Source organism: Enterobacter sp. HMSC16D10 (assembly GCF_001807145.1).
GTDB classification, from domain to species: domain Bacteria; phylum Pseudomonadota; class Gammaproteobacteria; order Enterobacterales; family Enterobacteriaceae; genus Enterobacter; species Enterobacter roggenkampii.
On the sequence record NZ_KV787817.1, the window covers coordinates 334,174 to 354,740 of the forward strand.

Here is a 20,567-nt window from a genome sequence, read left to right on the forward strand (position 1 = left end):
TTCGCCGGGTGGCGCTGCGCTTAGCCGGCCTACAGGTACTACAGGATCAGGGGCGGTAAAACGGCTTATCGCCCAAAATTGTCGCCCGCTGCATAATCCGGCGCTGCGGCAGATAGTCCGCATTGGCATAATGCTGCGTCACGCGGTTATCCCAGATCGCCAGATCGTTCTCCTGCCAGCGCCAGCGCACCTGGAACTCCGGTTTGGTGATATGCGCGAACAGGAAACCTAACAACGCCTCACTCTCTTTTTCCGTCACGTCCACAATGCGCGTCGTGAAACCTTCGTTCACAAACAGCGCCTGCTTGCCCGTGACCGGATGGGTCCGCACCACCGGGTGCAGCAGCGGAGGATGCTTCGCGACCGCCTCCTGCCAGCGCTGATGCTCCTCTTCCGTTTTACGGTACTTGTACTCCTGGAACGATTTTTTGAAATCGTGCTCCGCCCGCAGCCCGCTCAGCAGCGTCCGGAACGGCTCGGAGAGCGCCTCATACGCCGCAATGCCGCTGGCCCACAGCGTATCGCCCCCCGTCTCCGGCAGCAGCTTCGCCGCCAGAATCGCCCCGGCGGGCGGCGTCTCGATAAAGGTCACATCGGTGTGCCAGTTATCGTTATCCGGCGGGTTATCGTTGTGGGTGTCGAGGACGATAATCTCCTCCACCCCTTCCGCATGCGGATAGACCGGGTGGATATGCAGATCGCCAAACCGCAGGGCCAGCGCGCGCTGCTGCTGCGGGGTGATCGCCTGTTCGCGCAGGAACACCACCTGATGACGCAGCACCGCGTGGTACAGCTGCTCGAACTGGTTATCGCTCAGCGGACGGGTCACATCCAGGCCCGACACCTGTGCGCCAATGTACGGCCCCAGCGGGGTAATGGTCAGACGTTCACTCATTGTATTTCTCCATGCCAGGGCGTCAGGCGGCGCTGTAACGCGCGCAGCCCCAGTTCTAATCCGAAGGCAATCGCGGCGATCACCGCGATCCCTGCCAGCACCACGTCAGTCGCCAGGAACTCACCCGCCGACTGCACCATAAACCCTAACCCTCGCGTGGCGGCAATCAGCTCTGCCGCCACCAGCGTGGACCAGCCCACGCCGAGGCCGATGCGCAGCCCGGTTAAAATCTCCGGCAGTGCGCCCGGTAAAATCACGAACAGCAGCACCTGCGTACGGCTGGCCCCCAGCGACTGCGCCGCGCGGATCCGCACCTGCTGGGCGCTCTTCACGCCCGCCAGCGCCGACATGGCCACCGGGGCGAAAATCGCCAGATAGATCAGCAGGATTTTTGACGTTTCACCGATGCCGAACCAGATCACCATCAGCGGCAGATAGGCCAGCGGCGGGACCGGACGATAAAGCTCAATCAGCGGGTCGAGGATGCCGCGCACCGTCGGGCTCAGCCCCATCGCAATCCCCACGGGAATGCCGATAATCACCGCCGCCAGCAGCGCCACCAGAATGCGCGCCAGGCTGGCGCCTAAGTGCTGCCAGAGTGTGGCATCCATAAAGCCCTGCGGCCCGGCGATGGTAATAAGTTTGCTCAGCACCTGTCCCGGCGGCGGCAGAAACAGCGGGCTGACCCACTGCAGGGCAGCAACCGCCCACCACACCGCCAGCAGCACCAGTAGCGTGCCGACGCTCAACGTGATTTGACGTGAGAAAGGCCAGCGCAGCGCCAGACGCGTGCGGCGCGTTTTTTCACTGAATACGATGCTCATGAGAAAGCCTCCCGCTGTTCAAACACGCGGCTTAAGACGTATTCACGCTGTTCGATAAACAGCGGGTCGGATTTGATGCTGCGCACGGGTTCCCCCGCGACGTAGCGGCGGGCAAAATCCAGCGGCAAGCGCTCCAGCACGCGGCCCGGCCCCGGCGAGAGCAGCACCAGCTCGGTCGCCATAAACACCGCCTCTTCGATATCGTGGGTAATCAGCAGCACCTGCTTGCCCGTCTCATGCCAGAGGCGCAGGAGCAGGGTTTGCATCTGCTCGCGGGTGAAGGCGTCGAGCGCCCCGAACGGCTCGTCCAGCAGCAACAGCTGCGGATTCGCGGCCAGCGCGCGGGCAATCCCGACGCGCTGCCGCTGGCCGCCGGAAAGCTGCCAGATATAGCGTTTTTCCGCGCCTTCCAGCCCAACTTTTTTCAGCATCGCCCGCGCCGTTTCCAGCCGCTGTTCGCGATGGATGCCCGCAAGCTGCAGCCCAAACGCCACGTTTTCCTGCACGTTGCGCCAGGGAAGCAGGCCTTCATTCTGGAAGACCACGCCGCGCTCGGCGCCGGGGCCCTCCACCTTTTTGCCTTCCAGTTGAATGGTGCCATGCTGATAAGGGACAAACCCGGCGATGAGATTCAGCAGGGTGGTTTTTCCGCACCCGGACGGGCCCAGCACCACCAGCAGCTCACCGCTGTCCAGCGTCAGGTTGATGTCCTGTAAGGCGGGTTTACCACCGTAATCGGCAGACAGATTTGTAATATTCAGCATGGCGAACTCCTTATTTCACAAAACGATCGGTCACGTACTGGCTGTAATCCGCCGCTACTGCGGGCACTTTGCCCTGCTCCTTCAGGAAGGTGGCGGTATCCACAATCGCTTTGTTAACCGGCCCGGTCAGCTGCTGCACCTGCTGCGCGGGGGTCAGATAGGTATTGCCCTTCACCAGCCCCGGCACGTCCGCTTCCGGCACGCCGCTCAGGCGGGAGAGTTTTTCCAGGTTGGCAGGCTGCTTCAGCCATTCATCCGGGTTGCTGATATACGGCTGCTGGGCGTCAATCGCGCTTTTCGCGAAGGCTTTCACCACCTCAGGATGTTTCTCGGCGAAGTCTTTGCGCACGACCCACACGTCGAGGGTTGGCGCGCCCCACTGGCCTACTTTTTCGGAGTCGGTCAGCACGGTGCCGTCTTTTTCCAGCTCGTTCACCGCAGGCGCCCACACATAGGCCCCGTCAATGTCGCCGCGCTGCCAGGCCGCGATAATCGCCGGCGGCTGCAGGTTGATGATTTGAACCTGACCCGGCTTGATGCCCCAGTGTTTCAGCGCCGCCAGCAGGCTGTAGTGGGTGGTGGAGATAAACGGCACGGCGATGCGTTTGCCGATCAGGTCTTCCGGTTTGGTGATGTTTTTCTTCACCACCAGCGCTTCAGAGTTACCGAGCTGCGAGGCGAGCAGGAACACCTCAATCGGCACCTGCTGGCTGGCCGCAACCGCCAGCGGGCTGGAACCGATATTGCCGATCTGCACGTCGCCGGAGGCTAACGCACGCACCACGGACGCGCCGCTGTCGAACTTGCGCCAGTCGACCTTCGCGCCGCTCTCTTTGGCAAAGGTGTTATCCGCCTGCGCGACTTTCGCCGGTTCCGCAGAAGTTTGATACGCGACGGTGACGTCCACCGCCTGCGCCTGAAATGCCCACAGCGCCAGCGCGCCGAGTAGTGTGATTCGCGATGAAATTGCCATAGTGCCTGCTCCCCTTGTTGTTATGAGGGCAGTATTTCCAACGCGGGAATTTTGATAAAGGAATAAAAATGAATCGCTCATAACGATTCGTTTTTAGATAAAAAATGGGAAAGGATAGTTGGTTTTGTGCGGTTGTTTTATGCCGGGTAAGGCGCAGCCGCCACCCGGCAAAAAACTCAGCGCTTCGCGTTAAGCTCAGCAATATCCTTCGGCGTGGTGCGACAGCAGCCACCAATCAGCTTCGCTCCGGCGTCCAGCCACTGGGGCAGATACCCCGCCAGCGTCTCACACGCTTCGCCGTGGTGGTGCCAGGTTTTGGTCACCGCATCATAATGCTCGCCCGAGTTCGGGTAGACCACCAGCGGCAGCGACGTCAGGCTCTGCAGGTGCTTCAGCGCCGCCGTGGTATTTTCCAGCGCGATGCAGTTAATGCCCAGCGCGACGATATGCGGAGAGTCGGCCAGCACGCTGACCACGTCACGCAGCGGCGTGCCGTCGCTCAGGTGCTCGCTATCCCGCAGGGTAAAGGAGAACCACGCCCGGGCGCGGGGATACCCGGCCAGAAGAGCCGCCAGCGCCTTAATCTCAATAAAAGACGGCAGCGTTTCGCAGGCCAGCAGGTCAGCGCCCGCATCCAGCAGCGCTTCCACGCGCGGGCGGTGGAAGGCCGTAAACTCCTCAGCGCTGCGCACGTAGTCACCGCGATACTCTGAGCCATCCGCCAGATAGGCACCATACGGCCCAACGGATCCCGCCACCAGCAGCGTGCCCGCATGCGGGTTTTCGGCCAGATACGCTTCACGCGCCTTACGCGCCAGCTCCACGCTTCTGCCAATCAGCGCCCGGGACTGCGCCTCGTCCAGGCCGCGCGCCGCAAAGCCCGCAGGCGTGGCCTGGTAGCTGGCGGTGATCGCCACCTGCGCGCCCGCGCGGTAGTAATCAAGGTGCACTTCACGGATAAGCTCCGGGTTTTCCATCAGCACTTTGGCAGACCAGAGGCTGTCTGCCAGGTTACAGCCGCGCGCTTCCAGCTCCGTCGCCATCGCGCCATCCAGCACCACAAACGGCTGCTTTTCAAGGAGGGCGGTAAGCGGATTATTCTGCGACATGTTCAGGCTCCTGCGATGTCAGATTTCGGGTCAGGTAATAGGCACCATAACACAGGGCGACAAACGGGATCCCGCAATAAAGGGCAATGCGCTGGCTCGGGTCAAACCACAGGCCGACGCAGGCCACCACGCACAGGACAAAGCCGAGCACCGGCACCAGCGGATACCACGGCGCGCGGTACTGCAGCGCAGAGAGCGGCTGGCCGGACTGCAGATGGCGACGACGGAAGACGAAGTGTGACGCACAGATGCTGATCCAGACGGCTACCACCGCAAAGCCAGAAATCGCCGAGAGCGCGACAAATACCGTGTCCGGTGCCACGACGCTTGAGAAGAGCGCCAGCACGCCGCCGAGCATGGACACCGACAGCGCCGTCAGCGGCACGCCGTTTTTGTTCACGCGGGCAAAGCAGCGCGGGAGCGTTTTCTCATTAGAGAGCGACCACAGCATGCGCCCGGAGGCGTACAGCCCGGAGTTCGCCGCCGAAAGGATCGCCGTCAGGATCACGAAGTTAAAAATATCCGCCGCGTAAGGAATACCGACCTTTTCAAAAACCAGCACGAACGGGCTCTTTTCCACGCCCGCCTGCTGCATCGGGATCAGCGCCGCCAGCACAAACACGGTGCCGATAAAGAAGATGATCAGGCGCGCAATGGTAGTGCGGATCGCCACCGGGATGACCTTGTGCGGGTTTTCCGTTTCCCCTGCGGCGATACCGATGAGTTCGGTCCCGGAGAAGGCAAAGTTCACCGCCACCATGGTCATCAGGATCGGCAGGCCGCCGTGCGGGAACCAGCCCTCGGCGGTGATGTTGCTTAAGCCCGGCGCGGGTGAACCGTCCTGCATCGGGATAAAGCCAAAGACCGCCGCGCCGCCAAGAATAATAAAGGCGATGATGGTGATGACTTTCACCAGGGAGAACCAGAACTCACCCTCCGCAAAGAAGCGCGTGGAAATGACGTTCAGGCCAAAAATCACCACGCAGAAGACCACGCACCACGCCCAGACGGGCACCTGCGGGAACCAGTACTGCATGCAGAAGCCCGCGGCGGTAAAGCTCGAGCCGAGCGCCACCGTCCAGGTGAGCCAGTAGAGCCACGCCACGGTGTAGCCCGTCGCCGGGCCAAGATAACGCGCGGCATAGACGTGGAACGCGCCGGTTTCCGGCATCGCCACGGAGAGTTCGCCCAGACACTGCATCACCAGCCAGACCACCAGCGCACCTATGAGGTACGCCAGCAGCGTGCCCGCCGCCCCGGTTGTGGAAATGATGTAGCCGGTATTAAAGAATAACCCTGTCCCAATCACGCCACCCAGCGAGAGCATTATCAGGTGGCGTGTTTTCATGGTGCGCTTAAGCTGCCCATTTTCTTGTTGTGTTTGCATATTACCTTCTATACGTATGGACATCTAAACATCCAAAGAAGGTGTGTTATACCGCGATTGTTAATAAAAAGCTAGATGACCAGACGCAAACGGGCGCGCCGCGCGCTGAGTCTGGGGTGGGGTGTGAGGATGACATAGAGAATCGGACGCCAGGCCATAAGCACCTCCGCAAGCAGATACTTACAGCATGGTGCGGGAAAAGGCGATCTTCGGTCAGTCGAAAGTGGTATCCGTAAAGCGCGAAGTCATACCGTAACACTCCCCGTAGGACGGGTAAGGCGCAGCCGCCACCCGGCGCAAGGTTGGTAATTCTCACAATCAGTTCTATAGTCGTCACAGTTTCTTAGTAACCAGGACTGACTGATGCGCTTTAACGGACTGACTAAAGGTTTCTTTATTTTCATTCTCGCCCTTGTGACCTGGGCCTTCTTCGACGTGCTGTCGCCCTACTTCTCCGCGATACTGTGGGCCGCCATTCTGACCGTTATCTTCAATCCGGTAAAAAACAAGCTGCGCGCCGCGCTGGGGGATCGCAACGGGCTGGCCTCGCTGTTGACCATTGGCATTATCTGCCTGATCGTCTTTATTCCGCTGATGGTGATCCTCTCCTCGCTCGCCATTGAGCTGAACGTGGTTTACACCAAACTGCAGGAGAACAATACCCAGTTCCCGGAAGTGGTGGCGAGCATCTTCAACCACCTGCCTGACTGGGCCAGCGGCTTCCTCGCGGATCACAACCTGACCAACGCGGCGCAGATCCAGAAAAAACTCTCCGACGTCGCGCTGCAGGGCGGACAGTATCTGGCGGGCAGCGCGTTCCTGATCGGCAAAGGCACCTTTGGCTTTGCGATTAGCTTCGGCATCATGCTGTATCTGCTGTTCTTCCTGCTGAAAGACGGCCCGTATCTGGTACGCCAGATCCTCGACTCCCTGCCCCTGTCCGATTTTGCCAAGCAGCATCTGTTCGCCAAATTCGTCGGCGTGTCACGCGCCACGGTAAAAGGGACGGCGGCGGTGGCCGTGGTTCAGGGCATCCTCGGCGGGATTGCCTTTGCCATTGCCGGTATCGACGGCAGCGTGCTCTGGGGCTCATTGATGGCCTTCCTCTCGCTGGTGCCCGCCATCGGCTCGGCGATTGTCTGGGTGCCCGCCGCTATCTTCCTGTTCGCCACGCACCAGATCTGGCAGGGGCTGTTTATTGTCGGCTTCTTCGTGATCGTCGTCGGGCTGGTGGACAACATCCTGCGCCCGCTGCTGGTGGGGAAAGACACCAAAATGCCGGACTACCTGATTCTGATCTCCACCCTCGGCGGCATGGAGCTGTACGGCATTAACGGCTTTGTGATCGGGCCGCTCATCGCCGCGCTGTTTATCGCCTGCTGGAACCTCTTCTCCGGTCGCGATCACGAAGGCAACGCCGAAGAGCTGGACGCGGATTTCATAGAAGAAGGAAAAAATCCTCCAGATTTGTAAGGACGTGACGATAAAGACCACACCAGGCGGCGCCGTGCCGCCTTTTTTTTCGCCTTAAATCAGACGTTTTCTATAATTTGAAGAACGCCATCCTACTCATGTCGTAAAAGGATCATCTGGTGCGAATCGCGACGATAACAAACTGGGCCTATGGGGCCACGGTCTGCCTGACCATCGCCTCCGGCATCATCATGCTGATGGCGTCCAGTGCGGATACCCTCGAGCGTCAGGCCGTTGAACAACGGCAGAAATTTGATCAGCTGACGGAAGATATCGAAACCGATATCTGGGCGCAGTCTGATTTAGCGCGGCTGTACGCCATTAAAAAAGATCCTCAGGTGCTCAAGGAATATAACCAGGCAGAAAACAGCCTGAAGCGCATCGAGCTTCGGCTGGAAAAGCTGCAGGATAACGGCGCATCGGATGAAGAACTGGCCCTGCTGCATGAAGGAATAAAGATCGTCGATGAGCTGCAGGACGAGCAGCAAACCGCCCTCGAAAGCCTGGAACGCGGTGAAGACGCCCAGGCCGTAGCCTTGCTCTATGGTCAGCCCTATGAGCAGGAGCTTGAGCGCGCGCAGAATCAGCTCGATCACTTCCGCCAGATACTCGACAAGCGCGTCATCGCCGCCGTTCAGGAGGCGACAAAAAAATCGAAAGCGCTGCGTACCGCCTCAGAGCTGACGGTCGGCCTGACCGCCCTGCTGTTCCTGTTTGTGCTCGGCTTTATATTAAAACGCCGCGTGCTGCGCCCCGTGGTGCGCCTGAGCGACGTGGTGCACCGCCTGGCATCCCAGGATTACGCGGTTGAAACGCCCAATTTCAACCAGATTGATGAAATAGGCGATATGGCTCAGGCCATCAGCATCTTCCGTGAAAACGGCCTGGCGCGGCAGCGTCTGGAAAAAGAGCGCGATGCCGACTGGGCCATCCGCGAGCTGCTGGCGCGCATGACCCAGCGTCTGCAGGGGTGTGAGAACTTTAACGATGTGATTAACGTGGCGGAGCTGTTTGCCCCCAATATCGCGCCGGGGATCGCGGGCCGGCTCTACGTCCTTGACCGCGAGCCGTGGCAGATGCGCTGCGTCGCGCAATGGCTTTCGCCGGTGGGTGAAGAGACGACGTTCCACCCGGACGAGTGCTGGGCCGTGCGTCGCGGGCAGAGTCACCCGCCGGTGAACGGCGAGCCGGATATTGCCTGCTACCATCTTCCGGCATCCCAGGCGGAAAGCGCGCTTTGCGTGCCGCTTATCGCTCAGGGTGAGGCCATTGGCCTGCTCTCCTTCCAGAATATCACGGCGGATAATGCCCCTTCCCGCGCGTATCTGGAGCTGATGGCCGAGGCGCTCGGGCTGGCGTTGGCCAACCAGCGTCTGCGCGACGCGTTGCTTGAAAAAGCGTTGTTTGACCCGCTCACCGGCCTGCGTAATCGTCATCATCTGGAAGATACCCTGCAAACCCAAACGGCACAGGCGATACGCACTGGCGTGCCCTTAAGCTGCATGATGATTGATATCGACCACTTCAAGAGCATTAACGACCGTTTCGGCCATGAAGCGGGCGATCTGGTGATCAAAAGCGTGGCGTCAATTGTTCAGCGGGCCGCACATGACAACGGGCTGGCATTCCGCTATGGCGGCGAGGAGTTTCTGGTGCTGCTTTCCGGTGCCGATGAAGCAGAAGCGTACGCCTGCGCGCAGAAGATTTACACCGGCGTGCATGAGCTGTCGCTTCGCTACGGGCTGACCGAGATTGGGCCGGTGGACGTGTCGATTGGCATTGCCAGCTACCCACAACATGCCCAGACCGACAACCTGCTGCGCGCTGCGGATGTGGCGCTATACCGGGCAAAAGAGCTGGGACGCGCGCGGATTGTGAGTTTTGGGATGCTGGAGGCGGGCTGACGCTGATTCTCGCGCCCTGACTTTCCCCCGGTTCAGGCGCGCGTGATAGCCCAGAGCACGACAATCCCCAGGGCATTGCTCCGCTTTTCCACATACAGGGTGGTATCGGAATAAACGTTACCCTGCGGGTTACAGATGCGGATCTCTTTCTTTAATTCCGGCTCGTAGACTTCCGCACCCGAGCAGGTGTGGCGGGTACTGGACTCATACCGGTAAGGTTTGCTCCAGGCCGAATAGTCCCCCTCCAGCAGCCAGGCCGTTGTAAAGACCACGAACATGGCAACCGGCAGGCTGCAAATAAAGAAGCCGAGGTAGATTTTGACCGCGTCAGCAAGGCGCTTACCTTTCAGTCTCCCCTTTCTGATGAAATAGACCATCGGCACCAGCGCCAGCAGCAACGCCCCACAGGCAAGATACTGCTCCCCGCGGATCGAAAGGTTTGTCACGCGGTAAATGTTGACTGACCAGACCACAAAAGCCGATATCAGTGCTATCCCGCCCGCGATGAGAGGGATCCAAAAGGAAAAACGCGCTTTTTTCATGGTGGACTCGTCCTTGTCATTCTTGTCGGGTCAGAAGGTCAATCATTGCCCGGGTGGCTGCTGTGTATGACCGGATACATAGGTGACAGATCAGACCGGGAACATAGGTAACACTTTTAGTCTATCCGCACCACACTCTGGGTTTTTCGGTCGTAGTACGCAAGCGTTATTCCGTTAAAGATGATGGCCTCAAGGCCAGACACGCCGGCAATCCGTCCGAACGGAGACCTGGTATTTACCTCGAGTCGCCTCAATGACCACTTCACGGGAACCGTTAAACCGGGAGAAGAACGCTATGATTTATGCCGCTTGCGTCTCGATGCGTCAAAGGATTAGTCGCGCGTCACCTCAGTAATCAATATCGACAAGCCATTCATGTCATGACTTTTTTTAGCCATCTCACGGTATTTGGTTGGGGAGAGTCCATATTGGTTTGAGAACGCTCTGCTGAACGTTGACGGCTCTTCGTAGCCTAGCATTGTAAATATATGTGAAACAGAGAGCTGCGTATGTCTGAGCATATGCGCGGCTTTTTCAAGTTTCCGGCTGCGGATATAGAGACCTATACTTATGCCACACTCCTGGCGAAAGTTTCGTTGAATATAAGCCAATGAATAACCGGATTTTCGCGCCACATCCAGAACGGTAATAGGTCTGTATAAATTCGAGTCAATCCAGTGAGTCAGGGACTTAATTACAGTTTCACGATCTTTTAAGAGAGTAAACTTTATACACATAAGTATCCACGAAATTTTATTTACAAGAAGGCCGCTGGCAATGTCATCCAATGACAATTGAAAATAATATTTCCAAAAAGAAAAAATCACCCTAATAATAGGGTGAGAGAATGCTTACTGTATTTTAGTGAGATGTCTTTGCAACATCCTCATTTTGTTCAGGACCATACAACTTCATAAACGCATTAACGGAGGCCTGCGCTTTCATGATAATTTCACTTTCGTCCGGCTGATCCTTTCGTGCTTTTAAAAGCAAGGGTTCAAGGATACCGGCCTGGAGAAGAGAGCGAAAATACTCAGCGGCCAGCACTGGGTCATCTTTTCTTAAAATATTTTGATTCATTAAATCGGTGAAAAGCGCCGATACATTTGAACGAAGTTTTTGCATTCGTTCATAATACAACTCTCCAATTCCCGACCTTCCGGCTTCGGAAATCATTAATCTTTGCAAGTCCACAATATCCGGTGAACAAATATAGCGTAAAAAGGCAACGGCAAATTGCTCGATGACCAGCTGTGGTGATTTTCTGAAAAGGCGCACCTGCCCTGCAGTTTCAATAGTCATGCTCTTAATATACTGTTCTGTTTCAGAAGACATGCATTCTACAAATAGCTCTTCTTTCGAAGAAAAGTGACTGTAAATTGTCGATTTTGAGCCACCCACAATCGCGTTGATCTCAGAGATAGACGTAGCATCAAATCCTTTTTGTCGAAACAGCCCGGATGCAACGTCCAGAATCTGTTGCCGTTTAAGCGCTCTTTTATCCATATGTTTCCTCGGTAGTTTAGGTGTTTGGCCGCTCGCCAACACTTTTTGTTATCTGATTTCGGAATCACGTCTGTGAGTAGGGTTCGTAATCGTACCGACGAGTACATTTTTATTTGACGGCGCTCAGAAGTCAAGATATAAATCGTACCGTACTGTACGGTACTGTATTTGGACTACTTGATGAACAGCATGATGAGCGTACTGATGAAAGGTTTTCAGGAGGCACTCCCGAGGTGTCGTATTTCCGGTTCAACCCGGTCCAGGATAGTGATGGGCTGTGTTGTCTTTTCCGCCATCAGCCTGAGCGGATGCGCCATGATCCCCGATCTCGGCACCCCACCGCCTATGAAGACGGTCACACAACTTAAAAGCGATCAGAGTTTCCCACATCAGAACGGCCAGTGGCCGAAAGATGACTGGTGGAAAAAATACGGTGATGAGCAGCTCAACGGACTGATTGATGACGCGCTCAAAAATTCCCCTACGCTTAACATCGCCGACGCTCGCGTGAAGCAAGCGCAGGCGATGACCCAAAGCGCGAGCGGATCGCTTTTCCCCGAGGTCACCGCTAACGCCAGCTTTATGCGGGACAAAATGAGTTACAACTATGTGACGCCTGAAAGCGCAACACCCCAAAACTGGAACAGCTATGGGCGCACCACGCTGGATATGAGCTGGGAAATTGATTTTTGGGGTAAAAACCGCGCTGCGCTCGCGGCTGCTACGTCAGGTGAAATGGCGGCAGTCGCGGAAAAAGCGCAAACAAGACTGGTGCTGTCTTCGTCTGTTGTTACCGTTTACGCGGAGCTGGCGCATTTATACACCGTTCGCGAAACGCTTAACGATACCCTGACGATACGAACCAGTACGCTTGCGTTGTTCCAGCAACGGCATGACGCGGGGCTTGAAGATTTATCCAGCCTTCAACAGGTTGAGACGCGTCAACTCAACGCAAAAGCAAACCTGGTGGCAATAGATGAAGCGATTGCGATCAAAAAACATGCCCTCGCCGCATTGATCGGTGACGGGCCTGACAGGGCGCTGGCCATAACCGCGCCTAAGGCAACGCTTTTAGCGCATGAGGACCTTCCTCCCAATATTGCGTTGGATCTGATTGGTCGCCGTCCCGATATTGTCGCGGCACGTTTACGCGCAGAGGCGGCAGCAGAGAAAATCAAACAGAAAAAAGCCGGTTTTTACCCGAGCGTTAATCTGGTTGCCTTTGCCGGATTCCAGTCATTGGGTATTAACAACCTTACCCGGAGTGGCTCAGCAATTGGCAGCTTTGGCCCGGCAATATCGTTGCCCATATTTAATACGCAACAGCTACAGGGTGATTTGAAATACGCCAGCGGTGAATATGACATTGCGGTGAATGTATATAACGACACGTTAACGAATGCACTTCGTGAAGTGAGCGATGCGCTCACCAGCAGAGCCTCTCTTAAAGACGAGATGCTGTATTCTCAGGCGGCAGTCGCGTCAGCAGAAAAAGCGTATTCGCTCACCAGACAAAGGTATGAAGGAAAAGTTGCTGATTATCTTGACGTCTTATCCTCGGAAGACGAGCTGGTCGCTGCCCGCAGAAAATTAGCCGACGTTAATTCTCGTGCCTTTACGATTGACGTCGCATTAGCGCGCGCTTTAGGCGGCGGATATACCTCGAGCAAACAGTGATTATTTAACACCAGGTTAATAACTAAATAGTGGAAAGAAAGGAAATAAAATGAGTCATTCTGCAGCGATTGAAAATCAAAATATTGAATCATCCGATATCAAAAAGAAAAAGAGAAAACGTTTGTTCTCCTGTCTTGCAGTAAGTATTGCGCTTGCTGGTGCAGGCTCTTTTGCCTGGTGGGAATTCGTCGGTTCCCGGTATGTTGAAACCGATAACGCCTATACCGATGTCGAATCAGCCCAACTCTCTTCTGCCGTTACCGGTACGGTAAGCGCCATCCTGGTCACGGATTCCCAGGTGGTAAAAAAAGGCGATGTTCTGATCCAACTGGATCCCACCGACGCGCAGCTAGCCCTTAATCAGGCGGAAGCAGACCTGAACCTGTCCATTCGGCGAGTAAATGGATATAAGGCCACTGATACAAAGCTCGGCGCAGAAGTTGTGGCTAATGAAAAAGAGCAAAAACGCCTGCTGGCCCAGGTTGATGCCGCAAACGCTGACTTCCAGCGCGCGACGGTTGACCTCAAACGACGCGAGGCGCTCATGCAGACAGGCGCGATTTCAGGCGACGAGCTGACGCGCATTCAAAACGTTTATGCTTCCGCTCTGGCAAACCTGAATGCCGCTAAAGCCGCCGTGGCGCAAGCAGATGCAGCAAAACAGGCGGCGGTGGGTGCAAGACAAGCGAATGCCGTTCTGATTGAGAACGCAGATACCGAGACCAACCCTGAAGTTGTCCTTGCCAGAGCGAAGCGCGATCAGGCCAGACTGGATCTGGAAAGAACCGTAATCCGTTCGCCAGTCGATGGCGTGGTTGCTCGTCGCCAGGTCGAGCTTGGGCAACGTGTACAACCTTCCACACCGTTATTGTCCGTGGTGCCAGTACAGCAAATTCACGTCAATGCCAACTTCAAGGAGGTTCAACTCCAGCATGTGAAAGTGGGGCAGAAAGTGGAGCTGGTAAGCGATCTGTATGGCGATAACGTGCTTTTTCATGGAACGGTAGAAGGCTTTGATGGCGGAACCGGCGCAGCGTTTTCAGTTATTCCTGCTCAGAACGCAACGGGTAACTGGATTAAGGTTGTTCAGCGTTTACCCGTACGCATCAAACTCAATGCTGACGAGCTTGCAGCACATCCGCTGCGGGTTGGGCTGTCCATGAAAGCGACAGTTAATTTAAAAAGTGAATAACGGAAACCGGGCTATGTCTACATTCGTTATCGATAACCAGCCTCCTTCGCTGAAGGGCGGTATGTTATGGGTGGGTGCCCTGGTTCTTGCAATGGCGAACTTTTTAGCCGTGCTCAATATGACCATTGCAAACGTCACTCAACCCAATATGGCTGGTGCCCTGGGCGCAGGCACCAGCCAGGGTACCTGGATCATCACGGCCTATGCCGTTGCTGAAGCCATTACGGTACCGCTTTCAGGATGGTTAACCACACGGTTTGGCGGCGTGCGCGTTTTCTCCATTTCCGTGTTCATGTTCGGTATTTTTTCATTGCTTTGTGGCCTTTCCACTTCGCTGGGAATGCTGCTGCTGATGCGAGTTTTTCAGGGCATGGCAGGAGGCCCCCTGATGGCCTTATCACAAACGTTACTGCTGCGTATTTTCCCGAAAGAAAAATCCATGCAGGCGACGGGACTATGGGCAATGACCACGTTGCTGGCGCCCGTTATTGGTCCCGTTCTCGGTGGATGGATTTGCGATCATTACAGCTGGTCGTGGGTATTTATCATCAACGTTCCAATGGCCATCGCTTTTTCAGTCGTGGCGTGGTCAGTATTGAAAATCTTCGAAGATGAGCTGGTTAATAACGCTATTGATATCGTTGGGTTTGTTTTACTGGTTATCTGGGTTGGCGCACTGCAAATCATGCTGGATGAAGGGAAAGACCTTGACTGGTTTGCCTCAGAAGAAATATGGGTTCTGGCGATTGTGGCCTGCATAGGTTTTTTGTGTTTCTGTATCTGGGAACTGACCGCTGACCATCCGATTGTCGATATCAGCGTGTTTCGCCATCGCGGTTTCTCGGCCAGCATGTTTGTGCTCGCGCTTGCGTTTGGGTGTTTTTTTGGTCTGAATGTCCTCACGCCTTTGTGGCTACAATATAACTTAGGGTATACAACAACATGGGCCGGGATTGTAGTGGCCTGGGGTGGCCTTCTGCAGGTGGTCTTTTCTCCGGTTGCCGCTAACCTTTCCAACAGAATCGATCCGCGCATTCTTATCTTCTTTGGCTGCGCCTGGCTCGGTCTCGATACCTTCTGGCGTGCCTACGCGACGACCGATATGGATTACTGGTCCATCTGTGTCCCTTTGTTATTCATGGGCGTTGGCATGCCGTTGTACTATGTCCCGATTACGGGGCTTGCAATGGGCTCGGTAGATGAAGCGGAAATGCCCTCCGCGGCCGGGTTAATGAACTTTGTTCGAACGTTATCAGGCGCGTTTGCCACATCGCTCGTGACGACGTCATGGCAAGACCAGCGCTATATTGCGCATGACAGGCTGGCGTCCGTCGTTGACCCGACAGGCGATCTTTCACAGTACATCAACTCGGCGCCTCAGCAAGGTGGGCAGTTTGTTAGGGAGCTTTTTGACAAGATGGTTAACAGCCAAAGCATGATGCTTTCTACCAATAATCTGATGATGTCGATAGGCGTCATATTCTTTATCGCTGCTTTTGCTATTGCTTTAGCACCGAAACCCTCTCGCGTTGTTGATGCCGCATCTGTAGGACATTAATCGTTATTCAGCACAGGGATGTGGGCGTCAAATAAAAGAGAAAATTTGATGGATGAAAAACCAAGACTTTCTGTACAGAAAAAGCGGTGCTTAATATCAGAAATATATTTTTCAATATATAAAAAAGTGGACGCTTCCCAGTGGAAGAAGCGTCCTAAATCAGGCAATTATTCAGACACAGATTGAAACCGTTAACTGACGATCTCATCGATAATATCGCATAATCCCTTCTGTTCATTATTTACATTTTCTGCCATCGCCTACCTGTTTCGCCACTCTTTATCGCTGGATAACCACTCGGTCACAACTTCCGCAACGATGAGTAACCCGGTCTTTTTTGCAGCGGAAAGGTTTAAACTTTTCGTGATATTCTTTCTTTACGCCCCTTAGTTCCTATACTCGAGCCATATTCGCCACTGTATTAACACCTGTCACGCGCAACACGTTGTGCATGACAGGTGAAGATATTTTGTTCTGGAAAAACGTCTATGTCGAAACTGGATTTGAGGTCCAAAAAAACCTGGGGCGCGCTGGCAGCGATCGCCGTTGTCGCCGGTACGCTGGCATCTGCTTTTGCATGGACGGCGGGCTGGCTTGGGTCACGCACGGTCAGCCAGGCACTGGTGGGTGAAACACCGAAACCCTTCCCGCCGGGTTTTCGTCGCGCGCATGGAAAAGGCATCTGCTTTGCCGGCACCTTTACGCCAAACGGCTCGGCGGATTCCCTTTCAACCTCCCGCCTCTTCTCACAGCAGGAAGTGCCCGTGGTGGGCCGATTCTCTATTGGTACCGGCGATCCGCATGCCCCGGATAGTACGACCAAAACCCTGAGCATGGCGCTACTGCTAAAGACAGATGACAAGCAACAATGGCGGATGGCGATGAACAACGAGCCTTTCTTCGCCACGCACAGCCCGGAAGGTTTTCTGGCCTTACGAAAAGCCACGGCCGTTGATGCGTCCACCGGGAAACCGGATCCGCAGCGTCTCAAAGACTTTTTAAAAGCGTACCCGGAGGCGGAGAAATACCTTAAATGGGCGGCACAAAAACCCGCCCCCGGCAGCTTCGCGGGCGCAACTTTTACAGCATTAACGCCTTTTACCTTGTGAACGCGCAGGGGGAACGTCAAGCCGTTCGCTGGATGATGCGTCCGCACGAGCCTTTCCTGTCGATAAGCGATGAGCAACGGCAGAAAGCCGATGACAACTTCCTGTTCGAAAACCTGCGTCAGCGCCTGGCGCAGAAGCCACTCTACTGGGATTACGTTTTGCAGCTCGCACAGCCGGGCGATCCGGTGGATGACCCTTCGCAGCCATGGCCGGACGATCGCAAAAAGAGGGTGGCCGGTACGCTGGAAGTGACGCGCGTCGAAGCACAATCCACAGGCGCGTGCCGCGACGTTAACTTTGACCCTTCTGTCGTTCCTGCAGGCGTTGTGGTGTCTGACGATCCCATCTTAAACGCCCGCTCCGCTGCCTACTCCCACTCTTTCAGCCGCCGTGAGCGGGAAATTGGCTACGGCAAAGCCACCGAAGCCGTGCAAAAGCAGGAGGTAAAATGAGCTCAAATAAAGATAGGCGAGAGCACGCGCCGCAGCATTTCAATACCCTGGCGCGGAGCCTTCACTGGCTGATGGCGGTGATGATCCTGTCCATGCTTTTCATCGGTGCCGCGATGATGACGTCGTTACATCACCGGATTTGGTTAATCGACCTCCACCGGCCGCTGGGTATCGCCATTTTACTGCTGGCACTGGTTCGTCTGGTCAACCGACTTCTGAGCCGGACGCCCCGACTTCCTGCCGATTTGCCCGTCTGGCAGGTGCTTGCCGCAAAGGCATCACACTGGATGCTGTATGGGTTAATGCTGGCAATGCCGCTGCTGGGCTGGGCGCAGCTGTCGGCAGCGGGCCTGCCGATTGTGATGTTTGATGGCGTCAACCTGCCGGCGATTGTCCCGACCAGTCCAGCACTGTATGCCTGGTGTCACGACGCCCACAGCCTTCTGGCAAAATTGCTTTTTGCCGTGGTGCTGGTCCATCTTTCTGCCGCACTGGTTCACGCGTGGATCTACCGGGACGCAGTGTTTGCCAGCATAGCGAAAGGGGCAAGTCGGCGTAAGCCATCCGGGAGGACCTGAAGTAAGGCAAGCGGTAGGGGACATGCACAGTCGAAATGTACGTGTCCTCGCTTGTCATCATCCTGAAACAACGGACACAACCGGAGCACGTATTTGGTCTCCAGATTCGCACGTCAAAACGCCACGAACACCCCACAATTGTCTTAAAAGATAATATCCCTCAATTAAAGCGATTATTTTTTAATCAACAGAGCATTTATGCCCGCAATTTTAGCCTTTATCAAAAAGTTAAGTGTCGCTTGAGTATCAAACACTCTGTCACCCACACCACCTAACAGATTGATTTTATTGATATCACATCAATAAAAACGATAAAACCCCTGACTTCCCAACAAAATATATCAACTCGTGTGATATCTAAATTATAATTCTTATACTTCTGTTAAAAGGTGGAGGTCAAAATGCGATTAACCCTACTGCTGTTATGCTGTCTGGTACAGAGTGTAACCTGGGCTGGCGACCTGCCAAAACCAGTTGGTAAACCCATTTTAACGATTTCCGGTAATATAGAAAATACCAATGAAAATGGAAAAGCAGTGTTTGATCTCGCCAGCCTTGAAAAACTGGGTGTCGTGAGTTTCGAGACAACCTCCCCCTGGTATAACGGTCGTACGAAGTTTGAGGGTGTCCCAATGAGCAAGCTCATGGATTATGTGGGTGCAAAAGGTACGAACGTGAATGTTATTGCGCTCAATGATTACTCAACCATCATCCCTCTCAGCGACTTTAAAAAATACAACGCCATCCTTGCCTTAAAGGTCAATGGCGAATATATGCGCATCCGCGATAAAGGCCCATCGTTCATTGTATACCCCTATGACAGTCTTCCTGAGTTGAATAATCAGATTTATTACTCACGATCAGCATGGCAGGTAAGCAAAATGAAGATTGAGTAGTCGTTCAGGAGAACATAATGAACAGGATACTGGTTGGTATCATTTTTTCTCTTTTTATCACGACAGGATATATTGCATACCTTGTTTATGATCGTCAGCAAGAATTGCAAAAACTGACTCAATACACTGAGTCCTGGTCCGTGGCACAACTGGTATCAGAGTATTACCGTTTTGAATCATGGCTTGGTCTATACGCAACCGATACCGATGACGTTACGATAGACCAGGTCCGCATGCGCCTCGAAATTATGCTCAGTCAGGGCGATTTAATGAAGGGGGGCGATTTAGGTCGCTACATTGACAGCGATAAAACGCATCAGGAACTCGCTTTACGCTTAGAAAACATACTGGCCTATCTGGATAGCCATCTTGAAAATATGAGCCACCCGGAGTTAAAAGCATACCTGACAAATATGCATGAACTTGATGCACCGCTAAGCCAGCTTTCTGCCACGGCATTAACAAAAGATATTAACACAGTTAACGAATCCAATAAGAAAATACAGATACTGTATTATATCTACTCGGCACTTTCATTGCTCCTGGTGATTTTAAGCTTTATTCTCGGCTTCTTAATGATCTACCAGAATAAAAATATTCTGAAAGCACACATGCAGGTTAAGAGCCTGGCTGACGAGCTTCAAATATCAAAAGAAAAGCTGCAAATTCAGAACGCGAAGCTGGAGTATGATGTTTATCATGACTCCCTCACCGGCATGAAAAACCGCCTTTTCTTCTGGGACGATCTCAACAAAATTAATCTTCAGGCAGATAAAAACCACGTCCCCGTCACGGTGATGTTATTTGATTTAGACCGCTTCAAAGAGGTCAACGATACCTATGGCCATGATACGGGAGATTTGCTGCTGAATCAGGTATCCCGACGGCTGACCTCGATGAGCAGCGCAACGGATACGTTTTACCGCTTGGGCGGCGATGAATTCGCCCTTCTCTCCAGCGGACTCACGGAAACCGCCGCCGTTTCGCGCGCCAAAGAAATCAGCGATCATATCAGCCAGCCCTATACGATTAATAACCAGCTGATAAAAATTGCCACCTGCGTGGGTATCGTTTTATCTGATAATGAACGACGCTCTGATTATCTATACAAATTTGCCGATCTGGCCCTTTACGAAGCGAAAAAAGAAGGTTCGCAGCAGATTAAGGTCTTCCGTCAGTGGATGCTGCAAAGACTGCAGGAAAGCAGAACCCTTGAACATGATATGGCTCTGGCGATCGATCACAATGAATTCGTTGTCTATTACCAGCCTATTGTCGATTCATTCAGCAATGAAATTTACGGCTATGAAGCGCTTATTCGCTGGATACACCCGGTGAAAGGGATACTCGCGCCAGATTATTTTATTTCCGTCGCTGAAAAAACGGGAATGATCAATGAGATCGGCAAGTCGGTGCTTGAGATGGCCTGCCGGGAAGCGGTGTCCTGGGCGGTGCCGGCCAGGATCTCGGTGAACGTCTCCCCCGTTCAGCTAGGCACGAAATCGTTTACCGCGATGGTGCAGTCCATCCTGAAAGAGACAGGGCTACCGGCCAGCCGACTTGAGCTAGAGGTAACAGAGTCTTCGCTCTTCAGTGACAGCAACATGCCGATCACTATTCTCAAAAAGCTCCGGGCACTGGGTGTCAAAATTTCCATCGATGATTTCGGAACGGGATATTCCTCGCTCTCGCGACTGAAGTGGTCAACAAAAACTGGCCACCGCGTTA

At 54.3% G+C, this 20,567-nt stretch carries 19 protein-coding genes; 10 read left to right on the plus strand and 9 right to left on the minus strand.

Annotated features, from left to right (window positions below; translation table 11 throughout):
- Positions 1-46: 46 nt before the first annotated feature.
- From tauD to mmuP, 6 genes are all read right to left on the minus strand, one after another.
- Positions 47-895, minus strand: coding sequence for a taurine dioxygenase (tauD, locus tag HMPREF3143_RS01770; protein ID WP_069597917.1), 849 nt, complete (start codon positions 893-895; stop codon positions 47-49).
- Positions 892-1,719, minus strand: coding sequence for a taurine ABC transporter permease TauC (gene tauC, locus HMPREF3143_RS01775; protein WP_045630661.1), 828 nt, complete (start codon positions 1,717-1,719; stop codon positions 892-894). Before tauC ends, tauD begins: the two co-directional genes overlap by 4 nt.
- Complete coding sequence (gene tauB / locus HMPREF3143_RS01780; RefSeq protein WP_023343464.1) at positions 1,716-2,483, minus strand: taurine ABC transporter ATP-binding subunit; 768 nt, start codon at positions 2,481-2,483, stop codon at positions 1,716-1,718. The genes tauC and tauB overlap by 4 nt, the downstream gene beginning before the upstream one ends.
- A gap of 10 nt (positions 2,484-2,493) precedes the next feature.
- Positions 2,494-3,456, minus strand: coding sequence for a taurine ABC transporter substrate-binding protein (gene tauA / locus HMPREF3143_RS01785; RefSeq protein ID WP_023293188.1), 963 nt, complete (start codon positions 3,454-3,456; stop codon positions 2,494-2,496).
- Between the two features lie 176 nt (positions 3,457-3,632).
- Complete coding sequence (gene mmuM / locus HMPREF3143_RS01790) at positions 3,633-4,565, minus strand: homocysteine S-methyltransferase (protein ID WP_063618525.1); 933 nt, start codon at positions 4,563-4,565, stop codon at positions 3,633-3,635.
- Positions 4,552-5,952 (minus strand): S-methylmethionine permease, encoded by a 1,401-nt coding sequence (gene mmuP / locus HMPREF3143_RS01795; protein ID WP_047748054.1) that lies wholly within the window; start codon positions 5,950-5,952, stop codon positions 4,552-4,554. The genes mmuM and mmuP overlap by 14 nt, the downstream gene beginning before the upstream one ends.
- A 363-nt stretch (positions 5,953-6,315) precedes the next feature.
- Here mmuP and HMPREF3143_RS01800 point away from each other — a divergent pair, with 363 nt between their 5' ends.
- Together HMPREF3143_RS01800 and HMPREF3143_RS01805 are read left to right on the plus strand one after the other, a co-directional pair.
- A complete protein-coding gene (locus tag HMPREF3143_RS01800; protein WP_070531548.1) occupies positions 6,316-7,425 on the plus strand; it encodes an AI-2E family transporter in 1,110 nt (369 codons plus the stop codon).
- A gap of 119 nt (positions 7,426-7,544) precedes the next feature.
- Positions 7,545-9,329: a diguanylate cyclase gene (locus tag HMPREF3143_RS01805; protein ID WP_023293190.1), complete on the plus strand. Its 1,785-nt coding sequence runs from the start codon at positions 7,545-7,547 to the stop codon at positions 9,327-9,329.
- 32 nt (positions 9,330-9,361) lie between these two features.
- Here HMPREF3143_RS01805 and HMPREF3143_RS01810 read toward each other — a convergent pair whose 3' ends face one another.
- From HMPREF3143_RS01810 to HMPREF3143_RS01820, 3 genes are all read right to left on the minus strand, one after another.
- A complete protein-coding gene (locus HMPREF3143_RS01810; RefSeq protein ID WP_070531552.1) occupies positions 9,362-9,871 on the minus strand; it encodes a hypothetical protein in 510 nt (169 codons plus the stop codon).
- Positions 9,872-10,203: 332 nt separating this feature from the next.
- Entirely contained in the window at positions 10,204-10,608 is a 405-nt protein-coding gene (locus HMPREF3143_RS01815) for a helix-turn-helix domain-containing protein (RefSeq protein WP_045408027.1), read from the minus strand.
- 124 nt (positions 10,609-10,732) lie between these two features.
- A complete protein-coding gene (locus HMPREF3143_RS01820; protein ID WP_021241696.1) occupies positions 10,733-11,377 on the minus strand; it encodes a TetR/AcrR family transcriptional regulator in 645 nt (214 codons plus the stop codon).
- 204 nt (positions 11,378-11,581) lie between these two features.
- Between HMPREF3143_RS01820 and HMPREF3143_RS01825 the strand changes: the two genes are divergently transcribed.
- The 8 genes from HMPREF3143_RS01825 to HMPREF3143_RS01855 form a co-directional block, all read left to right on the plus strand.
- The gene (locus HMPREF3143_RS01825; RefSeq protein ID WP_175441102.1) at positions 11,582-13,054 is read left to right on the plus strand and encodes an efflux transporter outer membrane subunit; all 1,473 of its coding nucleotides are present in this window, start codon (positions 11,582-11,584) and stop codon (positions 13,052-13,054) included.
- 49 nt (positions 13,055-13,103) lie between these two features.
- Complete coding sequence (locus HMPREF3143_RS01830) at positions 13,104-14,246, plus strand: HlyD/EmrA/EmrK family protein (RefSeq protein WP_021241698.1); 1,143 nt, start codon at positions 13,104-13,106, stop codon at positions 14,244-14,246.
- 13 nt (positions 14,247-14,259) lie between these two features.
- Positions 14,260-15,804: a DHA2 family efflux MFS transporter permease subunit gene (locus HMPREF3143_RS01835; RefSeq protein WP_065101719.1), complete on the plus strand. Its 1,545-nt coding sequence runs from the start codon at positions 14,260-14,262 to the stop codon at positions 15,802-15,804.
- Between the two features lie 488 nt (positions 15,805-16,292).
- On the plus strand, positions 16,293-16,913 hold the full coding sequence (locus HMPREF3143_RS26150) for a catalase (RefSeq protein ID WP_254668410.1): 621 nt from the start codon (positions 16,293-16,295) through the stop codon (positions 16,911-16,913).
- The gene (locus tag HMPREF3143_RS26155) at positions 16,838-17,365 is read left to right on the plus strand and encodes a catalase (RefSeq protein ID WP_254668411.1); all 528 of its coding nucleotides are present in this window, start codon (positions 16,838-16,840) and stop codon (positions 17,363-17,365) included. The genes HMPREF3143_RS26150 and HMPREF3143_RS26155 overlap by 76 nt, the downstream gene beginning before the upstream one ends.
- Positions 17,362-17,943 carry a cytochrome b gene (locus HMPREF3143_RS01845; RefSeq protein WP_070531555.1) on the plus strand — a complete coding sequence of 194 codons (582 nt, stop codon included), beginning with the start codon at positions 17,362-17,364 and terminating at the stop codon, positions 17,941-17,943. The genes HMPREF3143_RS26155 and HMPREF3143_RS01845 overlap by 4 nt, the downstream gene beginning before the upstream one ends.
- Before the next feature lie 401 nt (positions 17,944-18,344).
- Positions 18,345-18,839 (plus strand): putative pterin-binding protein, encoded by a 495-nt coding sequence (locus HMPREF3143_RS01850; protein ID WP_008503255.1) that lies wholly within the window; start codon positions 18,345-18,347, stop codon positions 18,837-18,839.
- 17 nt (positions 18,840-18,856) lie between these two features.
- The coding region (locus HMPREF3143_RS01855) for a putative bifunctional diguanylate cyclase/phosphodiesterase (RefSeq protein ID WP_070531559.1) at positions 18,857-20,567 on the plus strand (1,711 nt) is incomplete at its 3' end.

What these genes read in the sequence shown, in the direction of transcription:
- HMPREF3143_RS01800 (WP_070531548.1), top strand. Translation starts at nt 6,316, where the DNA reads ATGCGCTTTAACGGACTGACTAAAGGTTTCTTTATTTTCATTCTCGCC.
- HMPREF3143_RS01810 (WP_070531552.1), bottom strand. Translation starts at nt 9,871, where the DNA reads ATGAAAAAAGCGCGTTTTTCCTTTTGGATCCCTCTCATCGCGGGCGGG.
- mmuP (WP_047748054.1), bottom strand. Translation starts at nt 5,952, where the DNA reads ATGCAAACACAACAAGAAAATGGGCAGCTTAAGCGCACCATGAAAACA.
- tauB (WP_023343464.1), bottom strand. Translation starts at nt 2,483, where the DNA reads ATGCTGAATATTACAAATCTGTCTGCCGATTACGGTGGTAAACCCGCC.
- HMPREF3143_RS01835 (WP_065101719.1), top strand. Translation starts at nt 14,260, where the DNA reads ATGTCTACATTCGTTATCGATAACCAGCCTCCTTCGCTGAAGGGCGGT.
- HMPREF3143_RS01830 (WP_021241698.1), top strand. Translation starts at nt 13,104, where the DNA reads ATGAGTCATTCTGCAGCGATTGAAAATCAAAATATTGAATCATCCGAT.
- HMPREF3143_RS26150 (WP_254668410.1), top strand. Translation starts at nt 16,293, where the DNA reads ATGTCGAAACTGGATTTGAGGTCCAAAAAAACCTGGGGCGCGCTGGCA.
- tauC (WP_045630661.1), bottom strand. Translation starts at nt 1,719, where the DNA reads ATGAGCATCGTATTCAGTGAAAAAACGCGCCGCACGCGTCTGGCGCTG.
- mmuM (WP_063618525.1), bottom strand. Translation starts at nt 4,565, where the DNA reads ATGTCGCAGAATAATCCGCTTACCGCCCTCCTTGAAAAGCAGCCGTTT.
- HMPREF3143_RS26155 (WP_254668411.1), top strand. Translation starts at nt 16,838, where the DNA reads ATGGGCGGCACAAAAACCCGCCCCCGGCAGCTTCGCGGGCGCAACTTT.
- HMPREF3143_RS01850 (WP_008503255.1), top strand. Translation starts at nt 18,345, where the DNA reads ATGCGATTAACCCTACTGCTGTTATGCTGTCTGGTACAGAGTGTAACC.
- HMPREF3143_RS01825 (WP_175441102.1), top strand. Translation starts at nt 11,582, where the DNA reads ATGAAAGGTTTTCAGGAGGCACTCCCGAGGTGTCGTATTTCCGGTTCA.
- tauA (WP_023293188.1), bottom strand. Translation starts at nt 3,456, where the DNA reads ATGGCAATTTCATCGCGAATCACACTACTCGGCGCGCTGGCGCTGTGG.
- HMPREF3143_RS01815 (WP_045408027.1), bottom strand. Translation starts at nt 10,608, where the DNA reads ATGTGTATAAAGTTTACTCTCTTAAAAGATCGTGAAACTGTAATTAAG.
- tauD (WP_069597917.1), bottom strand. Translation starts at nt 895, where the DNA reads ATGAGTGAACGTCTGACCATTACCCCGCTGGGGCCGTACATTGGCGCA.
- HMPREF3143_RS01820 (WP_021241696.1), bottom strand. Translation starts at nt 11,377, where the DNA reads ATGGATAAAAGAGCGCTTAAACGGCAACAGATTCTGGACGTTGCATCC.
- HMPREF3143_RS01845 (WP_070531555.1), top strand. Translation starts at nt 17,362, where the DNA reads ATGAGCTCAAATAAAGATAGGCGAGAGCACGCGCCGCAGCATTTCAAT.